Below are 22,814 nucleotides of genomic sequence, written 5' to 3'. Positions count from 1 at the left end.
TAAGCGTTTCCCCTACTGCTATTATGGCAAGTTATTTAAAAAAGGGGCACCTGTCAAATTTGATATCATTTCCTCACTTTTTTGATAATTTAATTTATTTGAGAGTGGCATTTTCACCTGAATCACCAATCCAAACTCTTTATTTTCATGTATCGACAGCCCATAATCCTCTCCGAACGTCATTTTGATGCGATTATGAACATTAGCCAGTCCAATTTTTTCAAACGAGGGACTTTCCTCTTTCCCATCAGTTAAAAACTTCATCAATTCCGCAATTTTGTCCGACTCTAATCCAATTCCATTATCAGAGATTTTATAAATAAGCTGATTCTCTTCAATAGAGGCTGAAATGACTATTTTCCCCTTCCCTCCAAGAGGCTCTAATCCGTGTTGGACCGCATTTTCCATTAGTGGCTGTAAAGTAAAGCGCGGCATCAATAAATCTAGTAATTCATCAGGGACATCGAAGTCAAATTCAATACTGTCACCTTTTCGAAAACGAATAATTTCGCTATAAAGCAGAATATGCTGGACTTCCTCACCCGCTTTCACTAAAGGAGTTGAACGGTCTAAGCTATAGCGGAGCATGCCGGCCAAAGAATCAACAACAGCCGTTATTTCACGGACCCCCTTGTCCCTTGCCAGCCAACTGACTGAGTCAAGTGTGTTATAAAGGAAGTGTGGGGCAATTCTTGCCTGTAGTGCCTGGTACTGCGCTTCTTTCTGGAGGAATTTTGCCTGTGACTCATTCAACCTCGAAACCCGAATATCATTGATCAATTGCTGAAGCTGTTCAATCATATGGTTAAAACTTGTTCCTAGCTTGCCAATTTCATCATTCCGCTTAAAATTTGATCTCGTAAATAAGTTTCCACGCTCGACTTCAAACATAAGTGTTTGAAGCCTCTGAATCGGTTTCACTAGATACGTACGTAAGAAAAGCGCTACACCTACGACAGCGAGAATGATCATTAAAGCAAATAGGAAAACAATGTATCGCGTCTTCTGTAATTGATTAGAAATAGTTTGATATGGAATCACACCATAGATGTGCCAATTCGATAACGAGGATGTGGTGTGAATCACTAATTCTTTCTTCCCCTCCCGTTTGTGAAAATAATTATCCTTTTTAGAAGATACAGTCAATAGATCCTCGCTATTAAAATTTTTCGGTGCATAGATCTCTTTGCCTTGATCATTTTTGACGACAATAAATCCGGATTGGAGCAGCGTCGAGTCTTCTAAATAGTCTTGAATTTGCTGCAGGTCAAGATCCACAATCACCGCTCCAATGACCTTCCCATTTTCCGGATCAAAGATTGATTGAACATAGGGAATCACCCAACGCGTTTGCTCGCCCAGCTCTGGTGAAAGAACGGTTGGTTTTTTCAGCTTTAATAGTTTCGCAAACTTCTCCTTATTCAGATTGCCTCCGGTTGGCAAATATCTTCCCATACTATCAATTCGCGACAAATCTTTCCTGACAATCGTGATTCTCTGTATGTCCTGATGAGTGAGGATCATTAACTTGGAGAATGCCACGAAGTTTTGTGTTTGTGCATAATGAAGATAATCCTCTGACAATGATTCACTTGCTAGAAGTTGGAATTCTTCATAGTTGGCTACGGTTTTAGCAACCGAATCGACATCGGTAATATAACTGTCCAAACGAGCCTTTACCTGACCGATCGTTTCACTATTTGATTTGACAATTTTCTCTTCTAGAATACTAGAGAAGTATTCATACCCAAAGTAGCCTACTGTCAATAAGGGCATCACCGTAAGAAATAACAACATAATAATGATTTTCTGATAGAGGGTCCCATTTTTCACTTCTGACCCCCCTTTATGAGGAATTGGGAGCGATAGTCCTGTGGCGTGAGTCCACATTGTCGTTTAAAGATTCTCGAAAAATAATCAGGACTTTCATAGCCGACGGTTTTAGAAATATCCATTACCTTAAACTTTGTCGTTTCTAGCATGTTCTTAGCTTTTTCCATTCGTAAGTCAACAATATATTCGGTAAAATTTTTCCCGAGCTCTTTTTTGACGACTCTGCTTAAATGAGCTGCAGAAACACCAATGATTTCCGCAACCTCTTGTAAGGAAATTTCCTTATTATAATTAGCATCCATAATTTCTTTGCATCTAATGGTTAAATCGGGAGATCCCGTTTTTTTATACTGACTGACAATATAAACACTTGAATCAAGTAAACGATGGACTTTTTCCACAATCTTAGAAAAATCTGTTTCCGGCACAAGCGATTCAATTGTTTTTTCAATGATTGGTTCAATGAAACCTCTAATTTCATCATTGGTGATGACCCTTTTTCGAAGCGAGACTAAGAAGTCTGTAAGATAAGGAATGGCCTTAATCGTATCATTTTGAGAGCGTTTTCTTATTTCACCAATAAATAATTGTGCTTTATCATTTAATCCAGATTGATTGGCCATTTCCACACAATCGAGCAGATCTGACTCGAGGCGAATTAGCCCCATATCCCATTTAGGTTGATTCTGTAAAAGATGCGAATATTTAATCGATCCTTTGACTACTTCAGCCATCAGCCTGTTTAATGTTGTTCCAAATACTTCTTTATTGATTGGTTTTAATAAATAATCTGACACACCATAACGCATCGCCTTGGTCGCATAGGTGAAATCTGCATAGCCACTAAGGATTGCGAAAATGATTTCTGGGTACATTTTCTTGACACTTTTGACAAGGGTAAGTCCGTCCATTTTCGGCATCTTTATATCTGTGATGATAATATGAGGGGAATGGGCTTGAATTATTTTTAAGGCTTCCTCGCCATTGGAGGCTGTTCCAATCAGAACAAACGGTTGACCCATATCTTTAATAAAATTGGAGATTCCATTCCGGACAACCAGTTCATCTTCAACAATTAACACCTTAACATGCATGATTTGCCCCCCCCGATATTTTTCAATTTATTTCCTACTTTAAAAACCGTAACTATACTTTTTTCCATTCTATCATTATCTCTAGAGCTAATATCCGCTTAAACTTCGACAAAAATCGTGTGAAGGATGTGGCCTGCCTACTTTCACCAGAACCGTCCCCCTGGCTCACCCCAGTTCACAACACCCATAAATACCCCAAAACTGATAACAGAATTGACCCTATTAAACCTGCTCCAAATGATTTGAGTCCCAGCCGTTTGAATGTCAAAATATCGACATTGAGCCCTAGTCCTGCCATCGCCATTGCCAGTAACATATAGGCAATCTCAACTACCTGATTGGCAACGGTAACTGATACGATCCCGATGGAATTAACCGCACTCACCGCCAAGAAACCAAAGATAAACCAAGGAATCGGAATAGCCCGCCAAGAGAATGCTTCCTTGCCGCCATTTTGCGAACGATTGGTCCATATCCCGATAAAAATAGCGACCGGAACCAGCAAGGCAACTCTTGTCAACTTTACAATCACAGCAATATCAACAGCAGCTTTCCCGCCAGGGGCAGCGGCTGCAATCACATGAGCAATTTCATGCAAGGTAGCACCCACGAAAATTCCATACCCATGGGCAGTAAATCCTAAAATCGGATACAGCATCGTATCCACTAGTGTAAAAATGGTTCCCAGAATCGCTACTGTTGCGGCTGCAATCGCTGTTTCATCATCCTTCGCTTTCACTTGGGGAGCGATTGCCACGACAGCTGCCGCACCACAAATTGCCGTCCCGCATGCAGTTAACATTCCCAGCCTTTTTTCCACCTTAAACCAACGGCTTACTCCATACACTATGAATATCGTAAAAACAATATTAATCAGCGCCATCGTAAATACTTTAGGTCCTGCATGAACGATATCCACTAAATTGAGCCTCATTCCAAGTAGAATAATCCCTAACCGGAGTAGTTTTTTACTTGAAAAATTTGTCCCAGCATGCCAATTTGCAGGTACCCCCACTATCGCTCTCCCTCCCATGCCCAGCAAGATCGCAATCACTAATGGACCCATAATCTTGAAAAAGGGAAGCTGCCCTAAATAGTTGGCAAGGATGGCAATTAACAGAGTCAGGCTACAGCCTAAGATAAAAAATCGTTTCGTTTGCTGTTCTTTCATAAGTTGTTTTTCCAATTTTATCACTCCGAATTTTTTCTCATAGGAAACTATATGTCAGCCACAACAATAAGTTAAATATATATTTACTATCCTAACGATTATAAAAACTTATGATAAAATAAAAAAATGGGAGGGAATGATACCAATGCTAGTTGATACAATGAAGGTTTTTGTAACGGTGATTGAGCAAAAAAACTTTACCCGTGCTGCGGAAATGTTAAATATATCACAACCAAATGTAAGCTTACATATCCGTAACCTTGAAAATGAGTTGGGGGCTAAGCTCATTCATCGGTCACCAAAATTGGTGCAAATAACGGAAGCAGGGGAAATCCTCTATCGTCATGCGAAAAGAATTTTATTACACTTTGAAGAAGCAAAACATGAAATAAATGATTTGCGGGATATTGTAACTGGAAAAATAAGAGTGGGGGCAAGCTTTACAATTGGTGAATATATTCTTCCCAAAGTATTAGCTGTATACGCAAGCCAGTACCCACTAGTCGATGTGCAAATTATCATCTCAAACACAACAGAGGTTTTGGATGGCATTCGAGCAAATCAGCTGGATATTGGCTTAATTGAAGGTCAAAACAATGATCAGGATCTTCAGATAGAGCCTTTTATGGAAGACGACATGGTGGTGGTTGTCCCTCCAGGCCATCCGTTATCGCTGATGAAACGGCTTGAAAAGGACATGTTGCAGAATCAAATTTGGATTTTTAGAGAAATTGGTTCAGGAACGCGAACCTACATGGATCAATTTATTTCCGATTTGGACTTAACCATTAAACGTTCCTTTGTCTTTAGTAGTAACCAAGGCGTAAAGGAAGCCGTTAAAGCAGGGCTAGGCATGGCTTTATTATCAAAATGGGTAGTAGAAAGAGAAATACAGACAAACGAACTGCTTTCCCTCCCCATAAAAAACAAAAAAATCACCAGACCATTTTCAATCGTCCAAAATAAAAAATCCGATGAATCCAAAGCCATCAACATGTTCCTACAGAAAATCCAGCGGCCATAGGTGGCCATAGGGGTGGCCATAGGGACGGTTCTCCTGGCTCAAAAAAAGTTAGACGTGGCCACCAGAACCGTCCCCCTGGCTCATTCCTATCACCACTTAGCGACTTCGCTCTCACTGGTGACATTTATTATATACGCTCCGGGATGGATGCGTTTCATGAACTTTTCCATTTCGCTTTTAGGGACCGATACACATCCAGCCGTGGGGCGACCATTGCTGACATGCAAGAAAAACGCCGATCCGGCCCCTTTGACCGCACTGGTATTGTAATTGATCACCATCGCATAATAGTATTGGTTGTTGACGTAATCCGCCAAATGTTCATTTCCGTGACCAGCGTAATTCCCTTCCTGCCATGTATTATATAAGTCACTATTCACATCACTAATCCAATAACTATTTGCCGTAACTGGTTTAAAGGGTACCTTGGTTCCAGGATTGGATGCCCCAAAGGCAAACCCTAAGGAATACGCACCTCTAGGCGTACGTTTTGAGCCTTCAGAAGCCGCTCCCACCCCTTGCGAACCCACATAACCGTTCGTTGTAAAAATCTTGTGCCACACCTGATTGGATTTCTCCCACAGCGTCACAGTTGCACGCGTCCCACTCGCCACAACCGTGACAATTTGATCGGTCCGCTGTGCGGTTTTGGAACTGGCGACAATCTTGGCAAAATCGGTTTCTTGTTGACCAACAGATTGATTAGTAGACGGAGTTTGGACGCTATTCGATTTAGGCGTGCTAGATTGGTTTCCACTTGCATGAGATTCACTACTAGTTTGTGAATCATTTACAGCTTCCATTGCTTCTGCCTTTGCGGCTGCTTCTGCGACAGCCTTGGCCTTTTCTTGCTCCTTTTCCCTTTCCGTCAGCAGGGTATCAGCACTGGCTAAAAGCTCTGTTAACGCTTGCTTCTTCGACTGGTTTTGAATCGGATCAACGAGTGCTTTCACATCCGTATAGGTTTTTCGATCCACTTTTTCTATCAAACTATGATGTGACGCATCCGTAAACAAAGCCGTCACAGCTTCTGTTGCCCTGGTTAGAACGTTCCATTGCTCTTTTGCCTGGTCTATTATACTTTGCAATTGAGTCTTTAGCGTTTTATCAGTTAATCGGGTCACCAGTGTTTGCGTTTCATCGAGCTGTGCAGTGGTGATCTGATCCACCATGACCCCATTCTTCATTAAAGCAGACACCCTTTTCTTGGCTAATTCTTCCGCTTCAAAAAGACTCTTCGCTTTCTGTAACTCCTTATTCAGCCCCGCCCGTTTTGTTTTATCATCAACTAATTGAAGCTTATTCTGATTCTCTTTCAACAAAGCCTCATTCACATCATCCGCTAAGATTTCATGCTCCTTATCACTAAATAATTGATTGATAGCCGTTTGGGCTTCCTGATAATGTTGTTGATCCGTATAACGTCCATAAGCTATATAACCACCTATTAAAAACACAATTCCAATCAAAATTCCTACGATCCTTTTTTTCATGTCTCTACTCCCTTATTCATTCTGCTAATTGGATTTTTCCAATTCACACTCTATTATTCTACACGAAAATCCATAGGGACGGTTCTCCTGGCACACTTTAGTCATTTCCTTGTACCCAAAAAGCCACTAGTAGAACGGAATTGCAATGGAATTTATGTCAAAAATTACTAAATAATATTATTTAAGAAACACCCTAAAAGGTTCAGCCGCGACTAGCAGAGGGATCAATAAATGGTAATATGATAGAATTAAATAAATATAAACACAATTCGCTCGAATGAAGAGGAAGGAGATTTTGCAAATGAGACTAGTAGGCAGCCGCATTTTTCTTAAACCATTGGAGAACGTGGATGCAGAAAAAAGCTTACAATTGGAAGTGAGAAATCGAGCGTTTTTCCAGGAGTTTTCGATCGATCGTGAGGAAGCCTATTATACGTTGGAGGGGCAGCTGAAGCGGATTCAGGCGAACCAGGAATATATGAACAAGGATCAATCCTATACCTTTGGAATTTTTCTACATGATCGCGAAGAGTTAATCGGTAGTATTGGATTGTATAAAGTGGAGCGAGGTCCGGCACAGAGTTGTATCGTTGGGTACGTACTCGACAAAGCGCAGAATGGAAAAGGATACATGACAGAAACGCTCCGGCTACTCGTTGATTATGCGTTTAGTGAACTAAAGCTGCACAGATTAGAAGCAGGGGTGAAGCCGGATAACCTAGGCTCTATCCGAGTTCTAGAAAAAGGAGGATTCCGTAAAGAAGGCATTGCTCGAAAAAATATTAAGATAAACGGGAAGTGGGAAGATCATCAGATCCTGGCACTGTTAAATGAAGATAGATAAACGAAAAGAAAATCCACCCTTTCGCCAGTAAAAGGGTGGAACTTTTTATTAGAAGGCTTTTTAAAAAAATAATTTCAGCCATATGATAAAGGGCTGTTAAGGAAAATTGGAAGAATCCAACTACTTGTAGTAGACTTCTAATTAAAAGCCACTAGAACCGTCCCCGTGGCTCACGTGGCTCACATGTAAATGAGGTATTTAAGGATGAATTTAAAAAAGATCCAAGCGTTTATTTTGATTATAGAAAAACAAAGCTTTTCTGAGGCGGCGGAATCTCTTGGGTTGACTCAGCCTGCTGTCAGTAGTCATATCAAAAGTTTAGAGAAAGAGCTTGGGGTAAAGCTTGTGGAACGGGCTTCATCCACGATTCAATTAACGCCAGCCGGAAGTTATGTATACAGCATGGGGCGCCAACTTCTTGAAAAATGGAATGAACTAACCGATGGGGTTAGGAGTTTTCAAGGTTCATTAAATGGAAATCTCCGGATTGGGGCGAGTACGATTCCAGGCACCTATCTATTACCCAAATTGATTGGACCGTTTTATGAACACTTTCCTAAGGTGAATATCATAAATGAAATTGCTGATTCCGAACAAATTCTGGCACGGATTTTAAACAAACAGATCGATATTGGCATAACGGGAGCGAAATCGAATCTAGATAAAATGATCTCGGAGTTAGTCGCGACCGATTCCCTCGTGCTGATCTCTCCTAATTTTCATCCATTAGTGGCTTCTACTAATGAAGGAAATCCAGTTGACCTTACGAAGTACAATTTTATTCTCCGCGAGGCGGGGTCCGGTACTCGAAAATCTATGGAGGAAGGCCTCAAAGGCTTTGGAATACAGATAGACGACCTGCGTATTGTTGCCCAATTTGGCAGCACCGAAGCCATCATTGCAGCAGTCGAAGAGGGATTAGGGCTAAGCTTTGTGTCCAAGCTAGCTGCGACGCCCGCAGTCAAAGCAGGCCGAGTCCAGCTCATTTCGACAATGGAAACCTTTACGCAACGGTACTACCTCTCCTATTTAAAAAATAGACAGGACAATCCGATCATTAAAGAATTTATCAAAATGATTTATAAGTAAGCAACGTCGAAACAGGATTCACGCTAGTAAACTAATCGGGTATTTTGCACTTTAGTGCTTTACACTTTAGCTGAGTGGGGGCCTGACCCCAAGGTTCCTACTCTTTTCCACCATTATATCTTTGCTTAAAAATGCCCAGTTTTGAGGTGCAGGTAAACTAATTTGCCAAAAAGTCGTCCCAACTAAGTTGTACCTATCAATAAGTTTATATTTTTCAATATAGCTTCGAATATCCTCGAACCAAACAATATGCTCTTCAGTTCCGGACCCATAACGATACCATGGTGATTTAGCGGTAGGATCATATTGAATAGGCGCTCCCAATGTGATCGCCTTATTTTGTGCAGCAACGACGGATAATCCCCTAGTTATATTGGTTGTGGTCATTTTATCATAGCCATATAACGGCATAGCCATTAACAGTTTTTGTGGATTCACTAGAGTCAGCGCATACTTAACCACCTGATCAACCCATGGGAGTGGCGAAATCGGATCGGGCGGTCCCCCCGGATAGCCATAATCCAGCGTCATGACCGCCATAAGATCAACGGCATTTCCAATGGCTGCATAATCATATGCCCCTACAATCCGATTGGTCGGTAAATCCTCCGCTTTGGCATGAACATTGACATTTAATAGTAAATCTCCTAATTGTTGCTTTAATGCTTGTAAAAATAAAGTAAAATCATTTCGTCTTGCCGGGGGAATGAATTCAAGGTCAAGACTTACACCTCCAAACCCTCTACTGGTGACAAGCGTAACAATGCTCGTCACTAAATTCTGCCGATAAGTTGGGTTTTCAAGCACCCCTCCTGCTAACTCAGCACTAAATCCGCTCATTGTATAGTTCCGGATCATTAAAAGCGGTGTGATACTTAGTTGTTTACATCTAGTAATAATAGCAGAGTCATCGATCTGATAAGACGCGAACCCTTCGCTGCTAAATGAATAGTTTACGACTGCTACATAGGACAGTTGACCAGATAGTGAATTTAAGGTAGAAAGGGTAGCTGTCATTTCCGATGGAACTAAGAATCCAAGGGTGCGGATGACCAATTTGTTGGGTGAGGGGATGTTTATCACTTGACCGAGTGGAAGCTGATTTATATCAATACCGGGATTAGCAGCAAGGATCGAGGATAGACTGGAGCTAAATTGTTGGGCTATTTCCCAAAGAGAATCACCCGCTTTAATCTGATAAACTCGGGTAGGCAGAGTATTATCTGGAAGATAAAGAGCAAGACCAGGAACAATGGCAGTAGTAGTTGTTAATCCGTTTACACGAACAATGGTATCAATGCTAACATTATATCGGTTAGAAATAGACCATAGATTCTCACCGGCAGACACAACATGAACGGTCATCGTTTCACCCCTTCCATACATCATATTAGCGAGTGGAAATTATATACTCGTGTATGGAAAAGAAAAAAGGAGCCACGGGGACGGTTCTTTTGGCTCATATGGAATTAGTTTTGGCGACAAAAAGAGCCACGAGAACCGTCCCCATGGCCCCAAAAAAGTACGTTCAGCTGACTACATGACTATTATTTGTTTGGACCCCGACGATATTATTTGCGACAAAACCCTCTATTTCTTTTTCAGAAAAGCCCAACTGCGCTAAAATCTCCTCTGAATGTTCACCCAGAGATGGAGGGAGGGTAAACTCTTTTACTGGATTTCCTGTAATCTTAACCGCTGGGCCAGGAACTGGAACATCAATCTCTCCAATCGTTAAAGTTCGGATCATTTCTCTGTGTTGGATTTGAGGATTATTGATTACTTCCTCTAAATTATTAACTGGACTACTGGCCATACCCTTTTGTTGCAAGAGGTGAAAAGCTTCCTCTTTTGTATATTGAATGGTCCATTTAGCAATCGCATACTCCAATTCTTTTCTGTTATTGACTCTTCCCTCTTCCGTGTAGAACGGTGAATGACGATGGGCCCACTCTGGTTTGCCAATCAATTTAGCGAATTCAACCCACTTGTTTTCAGGCCCATTGATATAGCCACTCATAAATACATTCCCATCATTTGTCGGAAATGCTTTCGAATATTGAAAACGATCACTCATTCCCCACCTTTGTTCTTTAATTCCATGTAACTTCGCTTCAGCAACGCTAAAACCTAATAATGAAACCAATCCATCCAGCATACTAATATCCACCAAGCGGCCTTTTCCCGTTCTTTCTTTATGAAACAAGGCAAACATCGTCCCTAAAGTTGCTTGCAAACCAGCAATATGATCGGCGATAAAAAAACCTACATAGGTCGGTGGACCATCCGGATGTCCTGTTAATTCCGCTAATCCACTCATCGACTGAATGACGCCATCATAGGCTCCGTAATCCCGATAAGGGCCAGTTGTTCCGAATCCAGTGATATGGACCATGCTAATTTTCGGATTAAGCGTGGAAATGGTTTCATAATCAAAGCCTAATTTTTCAGGTATATTAGCACCATAATTGGTGACTAAAACATCCGCCGTTTCTATTAGACGATGGAGAATCTCTTTGCCCTTGGAACTTTTCAAATCTAAGGGCAAACTTCTTTTATTACGATTTTCTGCGGCAAAATACAAACTAATATCATCATGCATCGGGGCGGAAGCTCTTCCAACTTCCCCTTCTAGTCGTTCAATCTTGATGACTTCTGCCCCATAATCAGCAAGGGTTTGGCAGCAATACGATCCCGCAATATAATGAGTTAAATCCAATACTCTTACTCCTGATAAAACAGTCATACATCTCACCTCATTTTTTAAAATGAATATCTCTAAACATCATTCCTAGTTTGTTGAACTGGAATCGTTGCAATCGCCTTTACTTTCGAACTAATAAGCGCAATGCCACTGAGTTCATTTTTACGAAAGTTCCCTGGGGAGGTACCTACAATTTTTTTAAACGTCTTGATGAAATGGTAAATATTATTGTATCCGACATCACGACTAATCTCTGATATATCTAAATGGGTATTCACCAGTAACTCCGCGGCTTTATCGATTCGTACTTTATTTAGATATAGATTGATAGTCCTGCCCGTATTCTCTTTAAAAGTTTTGCAAATATAATTTTTACTATGACCAACAAACTGTGCAAGATGGTCCAAAGAAATTTCATTCTGATAATTTTCTTGTATATTCTCTTTAATTTGATCCACCACTTTTGACTTTTGCGGCGTTGCCGAAATTTCAATTTTTTGAAAACGGATCATATAGTATAGCGCAGCAATGAAGGTATGGGTTGCAATTTCCAAATACCAAGGAAGTGTGTCAATTCCTTCTTTAAACACCAACTCAAGCATTTCCTCGATAGGTTCGGATCCCTGACAAACAATCGGAATCTGGTTTAGGCTTTCTTCAAACTCGTTATCAAACACCACATACTTTACTTCCAACATGCTTAATGGCTTTCCATCTCTATCTCGAGTGGTAGAAATGCCATGGACATCATTAGGTCTAGTAAAAAGAAACATCCCTCGACCCATTTTTACGGATTCATTCCCTACGATAAAATCTCCCTCGCCACTAATGACATAGTAAATCTGATAGTAATCATGTTGATGAGGGGAAAGATGACTACCTGCTGGATATTCGCTTTTAGCAAGCCAAAGTATATTGATCATATTAGGAGTCATTTACGCTATCACCTTTGGAGTAAGTTTATTATTTTTTTCATGGTCATACTATTTATTCAGGTATACATAGTAAATGCTCGTGGATACAGGTTACACATTGCCAAGATACGCCTTTGCAATATCTGCGTTATTCCGAATTTCCTCTCCCCTGCCCTCTAGTACAATACGGCCAGTCTCCAGGACGTAGGCTCGATCGGATATTTTTAAGGCACTATTCGCCATCTGCTCCACTAACAGCACTGTCACGCCTGAAGAACTAATTTGCTTTAGAAGGGCAAAGACTTCTCCCACAATGATGGGGGCAAGTCCAAGGGAAGGCTCGTCAAGAATTAACAAAGAGGGTTCCGTCATTAGCGCTCGGGCAATAGCCAGCATTTGTTGCTCGCCTCCTGAAAGAGTTCCTCCCATCTGATTTTTTCTCTCCTCGAGCCGTGGGAAGCGTTCAAAAATAGAGTGCAACCGAGAATGGATTTTCTTCGCATTCTTTTCAATGTACGCTCCTAAAAGGATATTTTCCATGACCGTATGTTGGGGGAATATCTGCCTCCCCTCCGGCACTAACCGCATTCCATTCTGAACGAGTTGATCAGGCCGGGCTTTGGAAATTTCCTTATCCTGAAAACGAATGCTCCCTTCTTTTGCCTGATGCAGACCCACAATCGTGTTGAGAATCGTACTTTTTCCTGCGCCATTTGCCCCCAAAATCGTAATAATCTCTCCTTTTTTTACATGAAAAGAGATATTGTGTACTACTTCAGTCTTTCCATAACCAATCGTTACGTTTTCTACTTGTAACATGGATTACGCCCCCTCGCCTAGATAGGCTGTTTTTACTACGGGATTGGTCGTGACGCTGGCAGGGTCGCCCTCAGCGATTTTTTTACCATAATCAATTACTGTAATGTAATCGGATATTTCCATCACAAGATCCATATGATGTTCAATCAGCAAAATCGAAATACCGGCATTACGGATTTTATGAATGATCTTTGAAAATTCCAGCGTTTCCGTTTCAGAAAGGCCGGCGCATGGTTCATCCAGTACTAATAGATCTGGCTTCATATAAAGGGCCCGTGCCAGTTCCAATAACTTTTGTTGACCAGCAGAAAGGCTTTCCGGATCGTAATTGGCTTTGTCATACAGATTGATGATCTTTAAATATTCCATCGCTTCATGAAATGACTTTCGCTCTTCCTTCTTCATTTTACGAGTCCGGAAAATAGAGTCGAAAATCGAATAGGTATAAAACAAACGTCCGCCGATTGCCACATTTTCAACTACGGAAAGATTCGTAAACAGTCTTACATGTTGATACGTCCGGGAGAGTCCTTTTCTCGTTAGATTAAATATTTTATTACCGGTAATTTCCTTCCCATTGAAAATGATCGACCCTTCTGAGGGTTTGTCTATCCCGGTAATCATATTGACTGTAGTACTTTTGCCAGCGCCGTTGGGACCTATTAGAGAGTGAACAGTGCCTCTTTTTATCGTCATATCTAAGCCATCTACAGCTGTTACTCCTCCGAATCTTTTTGTAAGTCCCTTCACGACAAGAATATCTTCCATTTCCGAGTGATCCTTCATAAAATTGCTTTGAATGTCAAACTCATTTTGCTCTGTCTGATCCACTATATATTTGTTATGATCGATTTCCTTAAAATACTTCTTAATCGTTCCTGAAATACCAGCGGGCATAACCTGCGGTAAGACGACCAGGAGTGCACCAAATACAATTTGTTTTAAGTCAGGTGTCGCATTAAAGAGCATTGGGACAAATGTGGCAATAACCGCCCCGATTATGGGACCACTAAGAGTACCCTCGCCTCCCAAAACCGCCATTAACAGTATGAATACGGTAAATTCAAAATTGAAAGTATCAGGGCTCAAATAACCGCTAAAGCTGGCATAAACACTGCCCGCCAAGCCGGCAAGCATCGAACTTAGAAAATAACCAGCTATCCTATATTTGCTAAAATTGATCCCCACTCCCGCAGCAGCAATTTCATTATTTTTGATGGCAATTAAGTCTCTGCCCCAGCGGCTTTTCCTCAAGTTCCTCTGTAAAGCTACACAGAATAACATAATGATTAAAATGAAGTAATACTTTTGAAAGTTATTCAACATAATGTTAAAAATATTCCAGGAAGGTATGTACATTCCCCCGGCCCCGCCAGTAAACCATTGCCATTCATTCAGTATTTGCTGGACTATTTCTAATAATCCTATGCTAATCAGGGCTAAGTAATGGTGCTTGACTTTAGAAGCGGGCAGGGAAACGACTAAACCCACTAAACCCGATGCTAGTGCACCAGCAAGCAATCCGATAAGGAACGGCATATTATAGCGGGTAATCGCTACTGCGGAGACATACGCACCTACACCATAATGCGCAGCAAAAGCAAATGAGGTGATTCCACTAAAACCTGCGGAAATGTTATATCCGATTGCAAGAATCATATAGATAAAGATTAATGAAATAATCCGCATGTAATAGTCGCCTGCAAATAGAGGGAGCACGAAACTGACCAGTAATGAGACAGTACAAAACATAGTAAAAATACGACTATATTTTTTCTGTTTTGAGTTCGCCTTTAGTAAAGAGTTTGGCACTTAATATCCCTCCCGGTAAAACGATAATGACGATGATCATAATTAAAAAACTAATAGCATCTTTTAATCCGCCTGGAACAATCATACTTGCAATACCTTCGATCAGTCCTAATGAAATCCCGCCAATAAAAGCACCCTTGGTGTTTCCTAACCCACCAATCAATGCCGCTGCAAAGGCCTTAATCCCTACTGAATAGGTCATGGTATAGCTCGCAAAGGTTATCGGGGCAATGAGAGCACCGCTTATGGCTGCTACCGCACCCGATATCGCAAAACACATCAACACAATCCGATTACTCCTAATCCCCATGATCCGAGCAGTATCTGGACGAAAGGAAACGGCTCTAACAGCCCGGCCAAAGTTCGTTTTTTGAATCACAATCTGATAAAGAACACCTATAATGACCGCAACAAGGATCATCATCATCTCATGTATCATAATTTTCGTGCCGAAAATGGAAATAACATGACCATCAAAAAGGAAAGGATACGCCTTTGGCTCTGTACCGAACAAGATTCGGGCCGTATTATCCAAAATAATTCCTGCCCCAAAGAGGGTGACAATCCAGCTTGAATTCTGGGTTAGATCCCCTAATTTTTCTACAGAGACTTTATAAATCACCATACTTAGAATGATGTTAATGAGAACAGCCAGAAGAATGGCCGTAAAATAGTTCATATGAAATATGCTCAGTAACCAGTAACTCGTCATGGCACCAATCATAATCACAGAACCATGAGCAAAATTAATAATCTGTGTAGTAGAATAAATGATCCCAATCGCAAGCGCCATCAATGCATAAATGCTTCCATTGGCAAGGGCAGTTACTATTTCTTGCATAATAGTCTCCTTTCCCATTTTATTTATTGGTTTTCGGATTTCGGTTTTATTTAAATCCTTCCCATTCACTTGATTAGTGCCGGGCACCAAATGGTGCTCGGCAGCTATGATATGATCTATTCCGCTTTTTTATAAAGTTCACCGTAGGCCATATCATCCATCTTTGACTTTACTAAGTCCGAAACAGGAAATCCTTCGTGTGATTTCTTCGAAAATTCATAGTGGTTTGCATAGATTGAATCAAATTCCTGAATATCCGTTTCTAGAACCTGTTTCACTTTTTCCGAATCAGTTGTACCAGCTTTCTCGATTGCCCATTTCAGCAAATAAACCGCATCGTATCCTGAAGCTATAATACTTGCGCTAGTATCTCGTTTATCCTTTTCGCCGTATTCAGCGATCAGCTTCTGGTATATCTCCCAATATTTTGGAGCTAATTCTGTCTTACCAGGTTCTAATGCCCAGCTTCCAGCAGAAACAACTGTCACTTTGTCAGCACCTGGACCAGCTAGTTCCTTGAAATTCGGCATCACTAAACCTGTATAGCCAATGATGTCCAAATCATTAATATAGTCAATCCGTTCAAGAGACCGGACAATTTTGGCTCCGTCAGCACCTAGGGTCCAGAACAGTGCCACGTCAGCTTTGGCATCCTTTATTTTTTCAGCAACAGGTGTCATGTCTGCATCATCTGCCTTATAGGTAACGGTTGCTGCTGGAGTTACACCATACTTTTTCATAGATTCTTTCATAACAGACATGCCATCTGTACCAAGTGCAGAGGTATCAGCAACCAGTACGATCTTTTTATATTTTTCTTCAACTGCAAGTTTCACAATAGCCTCTGCCTGTATAGCATTAGACGCGATCAGTCTAAATGCATATGGATTATTTGGATTAATCAATTGCGTGCTAGTTGCGATTGGAAGTATCGAAACAATTTTGTTTTGCTGAAGATAGGCCATGGAAGCAGCAGCAGGTGTAGAATTGGTAGGCCCGACCATGAAATCTACCTTTTCCTTGTCTACCAACTCCTCCACGAATGTTTTCGACTTAGTAGGGTCTGCTCCATCATCACGACTAACTACTTTCACCTTGGCATCTAAGATACCACCATCCGCATTAATCTCCTTCACCGCCAAATCGACTCCTTGAGATTGTGCCTTCCCAAGGGTGGCACTAGAACCCGTCATGGCTCCTATATTTCCGATTACGATCTCTTTCGGTTTACTACTTGCCTCTTTAGCTGTATCATCACTACTACTACAACCAGTAAAAAGTAATGTCAGACTCAGAATGATTGAACTCACAGAAATAGCGCTTTTTCTTTTCATCTTTCTCCTCCATTTTTAGTATTCTTATCCGACTGTACAATCTATTAATTTCCTTTATTAACCACAATCCATTTATTCCATAGATAAAAACTGCTATCTTAAGTGTTAAATTGCCAAACTTAGATAATGTAACCCCTTACATAAAACTCATCACCTCCTATCACTTCGAATAATATAGAACAACTTTTATAAATTGGTTTAACTATATTATCCGAACTGGAATTAGCATTGTTTACCTAGTTAGTAAATATTAGTATGATATTTATCCATAAATTAGCATAAAAAGGTCTAAGTAGTCAATTAATTTTTTCAAAATTAATAAAATTCACAATTAAATCAACCGACCAGAATTTACTTATCTCACACCAGATAAATGATATATAATATGCCAACTTTTGAACCAGGGGTGAACCATGGGGACGGTTCTCGTGGCTCACCTGAGATCCGCCCCGTCCACCAAAGCTGGTTTAAATTACGAAAAATAGGATGGTTTATCACTTAAAAAAGAGCCCTATCCAAGTGTAAATTTACACCCAGATAGGACTCAAAATGATCTATCAGCGAATTTTTAGCTTTTATCAGCGAACCATAAAAGCAACAATCTTTGCGCAATGAGCTTTTGCTAAACATTACATACCCGCATTCACAGCTCCATATCCATCCTCTTTAACCAAAAGAGCCACCAGAACCGTCCCCCTGGCACCCCCCTGGCACCCGGCCCCGCTAATTCTTCCGATACTTATGACTATACGGATTAAATGGGGTAAAGTAGGAGACGGAGTAATCTAGATTGATCATTTCACTATATTCAAATACTTTTCCATTTTGGAGAATGCCTCTATTGACGATTTTCATTGCCGCAGCGCCCTTCTTACAATTGAGAAGCTCCGCCTCCTCCTTATTTACATTGACCGAACTATAAGTGGTGATGAAGTGAGAGATTTGATAGTCACATTGTTGAACATAATCATGGACGGACTTTTTGATTTCCTCTTCATTTAAATCCGGAAAATAGGAACAAGGTAACATCGACATTTCAATTTGCATTTTTTGAAAATTAACAATCCGTACCCGTTGATATTCCCATAATTTCGAGTTGTCGTTCAGATCAAAGATTTTCCTCAATGCATGATCGGGGATGATCTTCTTTAAATAAATAATTTTCGATTGGATATCTTTGAATTTCTTCTCGGTTAATGAATTATAAATTAAGGGACTTTTATATTTGGTTTCACTTACGAATATACCTGACCCCTGAATCACTTTAATACAACCAATATTAACAAGCTTCTTCAATGCCTCGCGAATGGTATAACGAGAAACATCGTATTGCTCCGCGAGATCCCTCTCCGTTGGCATTTTATCGCCGGCCTTGTATTTATTTTGATAAATTTTACTAAGAATATCATCTGCAATAAAATCCCGTTTTTTCATAGTCGACTACCTCAACAAAAGATTTGCTTCCTACTATTTATTGTAAGTTTATTTCCCTCATAATGAAATACCTCTAAAGCTTATCGCCCTAGAGGTACTGGAACCTTATGGTGTATGAATTGAACCATTCGGAATACGAGCCTGAGTCCATTCATGTTTTCTATAAATGACTGGATATTCCTTCGCCATCTCTTCATCAAACTTAACGCCAATCCCCACTCTTTCAATCGGATAAATATAGCCATTGACTACCTCTACCGAGTGTGGGAACATCTTTTTCGTCGTTTCATCGGGTTCCTGAATTTCTTGAATGGCTGCGTTATGAAGATGAATGTTTAAATGAGCATTCACCGCAACTCCAATCGGCGTCATATCGGATGGACCATGCCACGCAATGCGAACACCAAAGTTTTCACATAAGGCTGCTAACTTCAGGGCAGGTGTAATCCCACCGATTTGGGAAACATGGCAGCGAATATAATCAATTTGACGATTCACAATCAGATTTCTCCACTCCAGCGGATTATTAAATAATTCCCCAGTGGCAATCGGTGTCGTACATTGTGATCGCAACAAAGTTAGCCATTCATTTTGATCAGGTGGTAAAATATCTTCTAAAAAGAACAGCTTATATGGTTCAAGATCCTTCGCCAATTGCAGGGCCTGGTTTGGAAATAATCGTTCATGCACATCATGAAGAAAATGAACGGTATAGCCATATCGTTCGCGTAGCGCCTTAAACATCGTCACAACATCTTTCATATAGATGTCAGGATCAAAATACTCCCCTTCATTTAACTGATTGGTTAGGTGCATAGCATGATTCTTGCCACCATATTTCCCTAATTGGCAGCGAATATGCCGGTATCCTCGCTCGATCAGTTCATCGACATGGTGAAAAAGCTCCTCCAATGTTAACCCATCCGCATGTGTATAGGCCGCGATCGCCTCTTTTGACTTGCCACCAAGCAATTGGTAAAGCGGCATCTGAGCCAATTTGGCTTTGATATCCCATAAGGCCATATCCACACCAGCAATGGCATTATTAATTACTGGCCCATTTCGCCAATAAGAATTGACCATCATGACTTGCCAGATGTCTTCTATATGGTTCGCATCACGATCCAATAAAAGCGGTTTTACATACTCTTCTATCATTGTTTGGACCGCAAGCGGTCTTTGCTGAAAGGTGGCACAACCATAGCCAGTAACGCCTTTATTCGTTTCTATTTTTACTACAATTAAATTATGTCTATGTGGATTCGTCACAAATGATTTTATATCTGTTATTAATGTAGGTTCCAACTGTGATTCTCCCTCTCTATCAATCATTCATTGTCAAATCAAAGTGACTGATTAATTTGATTTAAACATAGGAAAATCGCAGCGTCAATTTGGTCAGGGAAGAAGCGCTATTAGCGTAATTTACCATACCAATTTATCAAATAAAAACAAGAAGACGATTGATATCATAAGGTTTTCTAATTTACTTTGGTCTTTTTAAACCGTTTTCAAAAAAATTACCTGTGTGCTATTATTGGCATGTCAAATCGAAGTGCAATTTAGAAAATTCTTATAGCAATTGATGATAAAGGGGATGAAAACGAGGATGAAAGAAAAAGAGACGGTAAAGAAAATCATTGAAAACGTCGGGGGAAAAGAGAATATCAAGAAGGCCTGGCATTGTATGACAAGGCTCCGTTTTGATTTATATGATGATTCCCTAATCAAGCATGACCAAGTCAAACAATTAAAGGCGGTCATCGGCGAGCAATTACAAAGCGATCAATATCAAATTATTATCGGAACCAATGTCCAGAACTATTATGCCGTGTTGGCAGAGGAACTTGGGATCGATGGCGAGCCAGAAGACGATAAAGAAACAACGAAGAAAAAAGGACCCTTTTCCAGATTATTGGATGTTGTATCAGGAGTTTTCGGGCCCATTGTTCCCGCCATCGCCGGAGCAGGGATGATTAAAGGGATTATCGCCGGTCTCATTGCCTTAAAAGTCCTCTCAGCTGAAACAGAAACGGTAAAAATACTAGATTTGATTTCCAGTGGGGTCTTTTACTTTTTACCATTTTTCTTAGCTGCCTCAGCAGCCAAAATCTTTAAAACCAATCAATACCTCGCGATCGCGATTGCCGGTGGCTTCATGTATCCGACGTTAATTGACGCTGCCAAACTAGGTGAGATCAGTCAATTTCACTTTATCGGATTACCTCTGCCGGTTTACAATTATTCTGGGACCGTTATCCCGACCATTCTATCTGTTTGGGCTTTAAGCCATATTTATAAATGGGTGGATCGGTATATGCCAAGCATTTTGAAAACCGTCTTTACACCTACAGTTACTCTATTTATTGCCATTCCTTTTGCGTTAATCGTGACAGGTCCCGTCGGTGAGTATGTCGGCGAAGGCATCGGCTTCATTGTGCAAACGTTGTTTGACATTTCCCCTATCTTGGCCGGTGTGGTCATGGGTGGAACGAGACCGATTGAAATTGTCTTCGGGATGCACCATGCGATCACACCAATCGCCCTGCAGAACTTTGCCGATAAGGGCTACGACATGTTAATGCCGATGATGTTTATGACCAACATGGCGATTGCAGGGGCAACCTTTGCGATGTTCTTTAAAGCCAAAAGTAAAACGGAGAAATCTATTATTTTCTCAGCTGTCATTTCTGCCGTACTTGGTATTACCGAACCGGCTTTATTCGGGGTTCTTATAAAAAATAGAAAGGCCTTTATTGCTTGTTCCATTGGTAGTGCGCTAGCTTCCACCTTCTTTGCGACGATGGGGGTTCGAATCTATGGCTATATTCTCTCCAGTATTGTTAGCTTAGTAGCCTATGTGGGACCATATTTCCCTTATGCGCTAATCGGAATCGCGATTGCGATCGGGGGCTCCTTCGCACTCACCTTTATTTTGGTAAAGAAAGCGAGTCAAAACGCATCACAAGAGGATCAATTCGTTGAGAAAATTGGATAGATTCATTGAGAGTGCTTGACTGCCAAATAGGTGGTCAAGCATTTACTTTGATGAAAGCAAAGAATTTAACTATGATAAATCTTTAGAGAAGGGCTATGTTAATGTTGTCTGTTGATTTTTCGCTCAAGAAGTTCCAATATTATCCATTACCATGGCCAAAAGAAAAGGAAGTGACGGGGATGAAATTAATCGCAATCGATTTGGATGGTACCTTGCTGTCTCGGGATATTCAGATTACGAGAGAGAATATCGAGGCACTTCAAAAGGTACAAAACGCGGGGCACGTCGTCATGATCTGTTCAGGGCGAGCTCCAGAGGATATTCAGCAAATCCTTCATCACTATGAGTTATCTTGCCCACTGGCGGGGAGCAACGGTACCGTGGTTAAAGCAGAAGGTCGCTTATTAGCGGATGTTTCGATGAGTGCAGGGGATATTGAACATATCGCCCAAAAATTAGATGCAGAAAAGACTCCTTATCGAATCTATACCAATCAGGGCATTTATGTGCCAGCAGACTGGTCAGAGCGAGTGGCACTAGCCCTTCAGGGAGAAACAATCAAGGTGGAGGGCCTCACAGAGGAAACCTTTAAACGGATCACCGAACAACCACAGCAGTCCGATATCATTAAGTATTTTGATGGCTACCATGAATTGTTGAGTATACCTGGTTTAACGGTGCAAAAATTCTTTATCCTGACGTTGAATGAACAGGTGAAATCAACGCTAAGCACCTTTCTCAATGGGATTTCAGGCGTTGTGACGACGTCTTCCGGTCCAATGAATCTTGAGGTGATGGATCAAAACGGTAATAAAGGCAATGCCCTAAAAGTCGCTGCTGACTATTATGGTATTCCTTTGGAGGATACAGTAGCGATAGGCGACAACTTTAATGATATCCCGATGCTGCAGATAGCAGGATTCTCCATCGCGATGGGCAATGCCGACCCTTTAGTAAAAGAAATCTGCGATGCCGTAACACTATCCAACGAAGAAAACGGAGTGGCCTACGCCATGGAAGAATTTATCCTGAAACAGTAGTGGGCCACGGGCCATGGGGACGGTTCTCGTGGCTCAAATGAGATGGGCCACGGGGACGGTTCTCGTGGCTCAAATAAGTTAGTCCCGTTCACCAAAACTGGTTTCAATTACGGAAAATATAATTGTTTATCGCTTAAAAAGAGTCCCACCAACGTGTAAACTTACACTTTGGTGGGACTCAAAACGATTTATCAGCAAATTCTCAGCTTTTATCGGCGAATCTTAAAGTCAACAATCTTTAAGAAATAAGCCTTTGCTAAACATTACATACCCGCTTTTACAGTTCCATATCCATCCTCTTCCGGCAAAAAAGCCACCAGAACCGTCCGAGGGCACTGAAAATCCTTCGGATTTTTGGAGGAATTAAAAA

18 protein-coding genes are annotated in these 22,814 nt (G+C 40.9%); 5 read left to right on the top strand and 13 right to left on the bottom strand.

The window, feature by feature from the left end:
- Positions 1 to 21: 21 nt before the first annotated feature.
- The 3 genes from TY15_RS17965 to TY15_RS17955 all read right to left on the bottom strand — a co-directional run bounded on the left by TY15_RS17965 (position 22) and on the right by TY15_RS17955 (position 4,113).
- Entirely contained in the window at positions 22 to 1,833 is a 1,812-nt protein-coding gene (locus tag TY15_RS17965) for a cache domain-containing sensor histidine kinase (protein WP_040207443.1), read from the bottom strand.
- Positions 1,830 to 2,927: a response regulator gene (locus TY15_RS17960; RefSeq protein WP_040207442.1), complete on the bottom strand. Its 1,098-nt coding sequence runs from the start codon at positions 2,925 to 2,927 to the stop codon at positions 1,830 to 1,832. The genes TY15_RS17965 and TY15_RS17960 overlap by 4 nt, the downstream gene beginning before the upstream one ends.
- A gap of 175 nt (positions 2,928 to 3,102) precedes the next feature.
- Positions 3,103 to 4,113 (bottom strand): YeiH family protein, encoded by a 1,011-nt coding sequence (locus TY15_RS17955; RefSeq protein WP_040207441.1) that lies wholly within the window; start codon positions 4,111 to 4,113, stop codon positions 3,103 to 3,105.
- Positions 4,114 to 4,243: 130 nt separating this feature from the next.
- Here TY15_RS17955 and TY15_RS17950 point away from each other — a divergent pair, with 130 nt between their 5' ends.
- Positions 4,244 to 5,122, top strand: a complete 879-nt coding sequence (locus TY15_RS17950; RefSeq protein ID WP_040207439.1) for a LysR substrate-binding domain-containing protein — start codon at positions 4,244 to 4,246, stop codon at positions 5,120 to 5,122.
- 89 nt (positions 5,123 to 5,211) lie between these two features.
- On the opposite strand, the gene TY15_RS24400 is transcribed toward TY15_RS17950, so the two are convergent.
- Positions 5,212 to 6,615, bottom strand: coding sequence for a toxin Cry1Ac domain D-VI-related protein (locus TY15_RS24400; RefSeq protein ID WP_096911883.1), 1,404 nt, complete (start codon positions 6,613 to 6,615; stop codon positions 5,212 to 5,214).
- A gap of 301 nt (positions 6,616 to 6,916) precedes the next feature.
- Here TY15_RS24400 and TY15_RS17940 point away from each other — a divergent pair, with 301 nt between their 5' ends.
- Together TY15_RS17940 and TY15_RS17935 are read left to right on the top strand one after the other, a co-directional pair.
- Positions 6,917 to 7,459 (top strand): GNAT family N-acetyltransferase, encoded by a 543-nt coding sequence (locus tag TY15_RS17940; protein WP_040207438.1) that lies wholly within the window; start codon positions 6,917 to 6,919, stop codon positions 7,457 to 7,459.
- A 204-nt stretch (positions 7,460 to 7,663) separates the two neighbouring features.
- The gene (locus TY15_RS17935) at positions 7,664 to 8,548 is read left to right on the top strand and encodes a selenium metabolism-associated LysR family transcriptional regulator (protein WP_040207437.1); all 885 of its coding nucleotides are present in this window, start codon (positions 7,664 to 7,666) and stop codon (positions 8,546 to 8,548) included.
- Positions 8,549 to 8,614: 66 nt separating this feature from the next.
- Here the strand turns inward: TY15_RS17935 and TY15_RS17930 are convergent, their stop codons facing one another.
- The 9 genes from TY15_RS17930 to TY15_RS17890 form a co-directional block, all read right to left on the bottom strand.
- Positions 8,615 to 9,913, bottom strand: coding sequence for a LysM peptidoglycan-binding domain-containing protein (locus TY15_RS17930; RefSeq protein WP_040207436.1), 1,299 nt, complete (start codon positions 9,911 to 9,913; stop codon positions 8,615 to 8,617).
- A 163-nt stretch (positions 9,914 to 10,076) separates the two neighbouring features.
- Positions 10,077 to 11,294, bottom strand: coding sequence for a CaiB/BaiF CoA transferase family protein (locus TY15_RS17925; RefSeq protein WP_081799452.1), 1,218 nt, complete (start codon positions 11,292 to 11,294; stop codon positions 10,077 to 10,079).
- Positions 11,295 to 11,326: 32 nt separating this feature from the next.
- Positions 11,327 to 12,187, bottom strand: coding sequence for a helix-turn-helix domain-containing protein (locus tag TY15_RS17920; protein WP_040207433.1), 861 nt, complete (start codon positions 12,185 to 12,187; stop codon positions 11,327 to 11,329).
- Positions 12,188 to 12,277: 90 nt separating this feature from the next.
- Positions 12,278 to 12,985, bottom strand: coding sequence for an ABC transporter ATP-binding protein (locus TY15_RS17915; protein WP_040207432.1), 708 nt, complete (start codon positions 12,983 to 12,985; stop codon positions 12,278 to 12,280).
- Positions 12,986 to 12,988: 3 nt separating this feature from the next.
- Positions 12,989 to 14,797, bottom strand: a complete 1,809-nt coding sequence (locus TY15_RS17910; protein ID WP_040207430.1) for a branched-chain amino acid ABC transporter ATP-binding protein/permease — start codon at positions 14,795 to 14,797, stop codon at positions 12,989 to 12,991.
- Positions 14,751 to 15,638, bottom strand: coding sequence for a branched-chain amino acid ABC transporter permease (locus tag TY15_RS17905; protein ID WP_040207429.1), 888 nt, complete (start codon positions 15,636 to 15,638; stop codon positions 14,751 to 14,753). The genes TY15_RS17910 and TY15_RS17905 overlap by 47 nt, the downstream gene beginning before the upstream one ends.
- Before the next feature lie 116 nt (positions 15,639 to 15,754).
- On the bottom strand, positions 15,755 to 16,972 hold the full coding sequence (locus TY15_RS17900; protein WP_040207428.1) for an ABC transporter substrate-binding protein: 1,218 nt from the start codon (positions 16,970 to 16,972) through the stop codon (positions 15,755 to 15,757).
- Positions 16,973 to 17,695: 723 nt separating this feature from the next.
- Positions 17,696 to 18,406 (bottom strand): GntR family transcriptional regulator, encoded by a 711-nt coding sequence (locus TY15_RS17895; protein WP_040207427.1) that lies wholly within the window; start codon positions 18,404 to 18,406, stop codon positions 17,696 to 17,698.
- A gap of 105 nt (positions 18,407 to 18,511) precedes the next feature.
- A complete protein-coding gene (locus tag TY15_RS17890; RefSeq protein WP_040207425.1) occupies positions 18,512 to 19,711 on the bottom strand; it encodes an enolase C-terminal domain-like protein in 1,200 nt (399 codons plus the stop codon).
- 304 nt (positions 19,712 to 20,015) lie between these two features.
- On the opposite strand from TY15_RS17890, the gene TY15_RS17885 reads away from it, so the two are divergent.
- Complete coding sequence (locus TY15_RS17885; RefSeq protein ID WP_040207424.1) at positions 20,016 to 21,404, top strand: PTS transporter subunit EIIC; 1,389 nt, start codon at positions 20,016 to 20,018, stop codon at positions 21,402 to 21,404.
- A gap of 101 nt (positions 21,405 to 21,505) precedes the next feature.
- On the top strand, positions 21,506 to 22,444 hold the full coding sequence (locus tag TY15_RS17880) for a Cof-type HAD-IIB family hydrolase (protein WP_179301809.1): 939 nt from the start codon (positions 21,506 to 21,508) through the stop codon (positions 22,442 to 22,444).
- Positions 22,445 to 22,814: the final 370 nt, after the last annotated feature.

Origin of the sequence: Neobacillus jeddahensis (assembly GCF_000612625.1) — a bacterium.
Taxonomy (GTDB): domain Bacteria; phylum Bacillota; class Bacilli; order Bacillales; family Cytobacillaceae; genus Neobacillus; species Neobacillus jeddahensis.
This window is presented reverse-complemented; position numbering and strand designations above follow the sequence as displayed.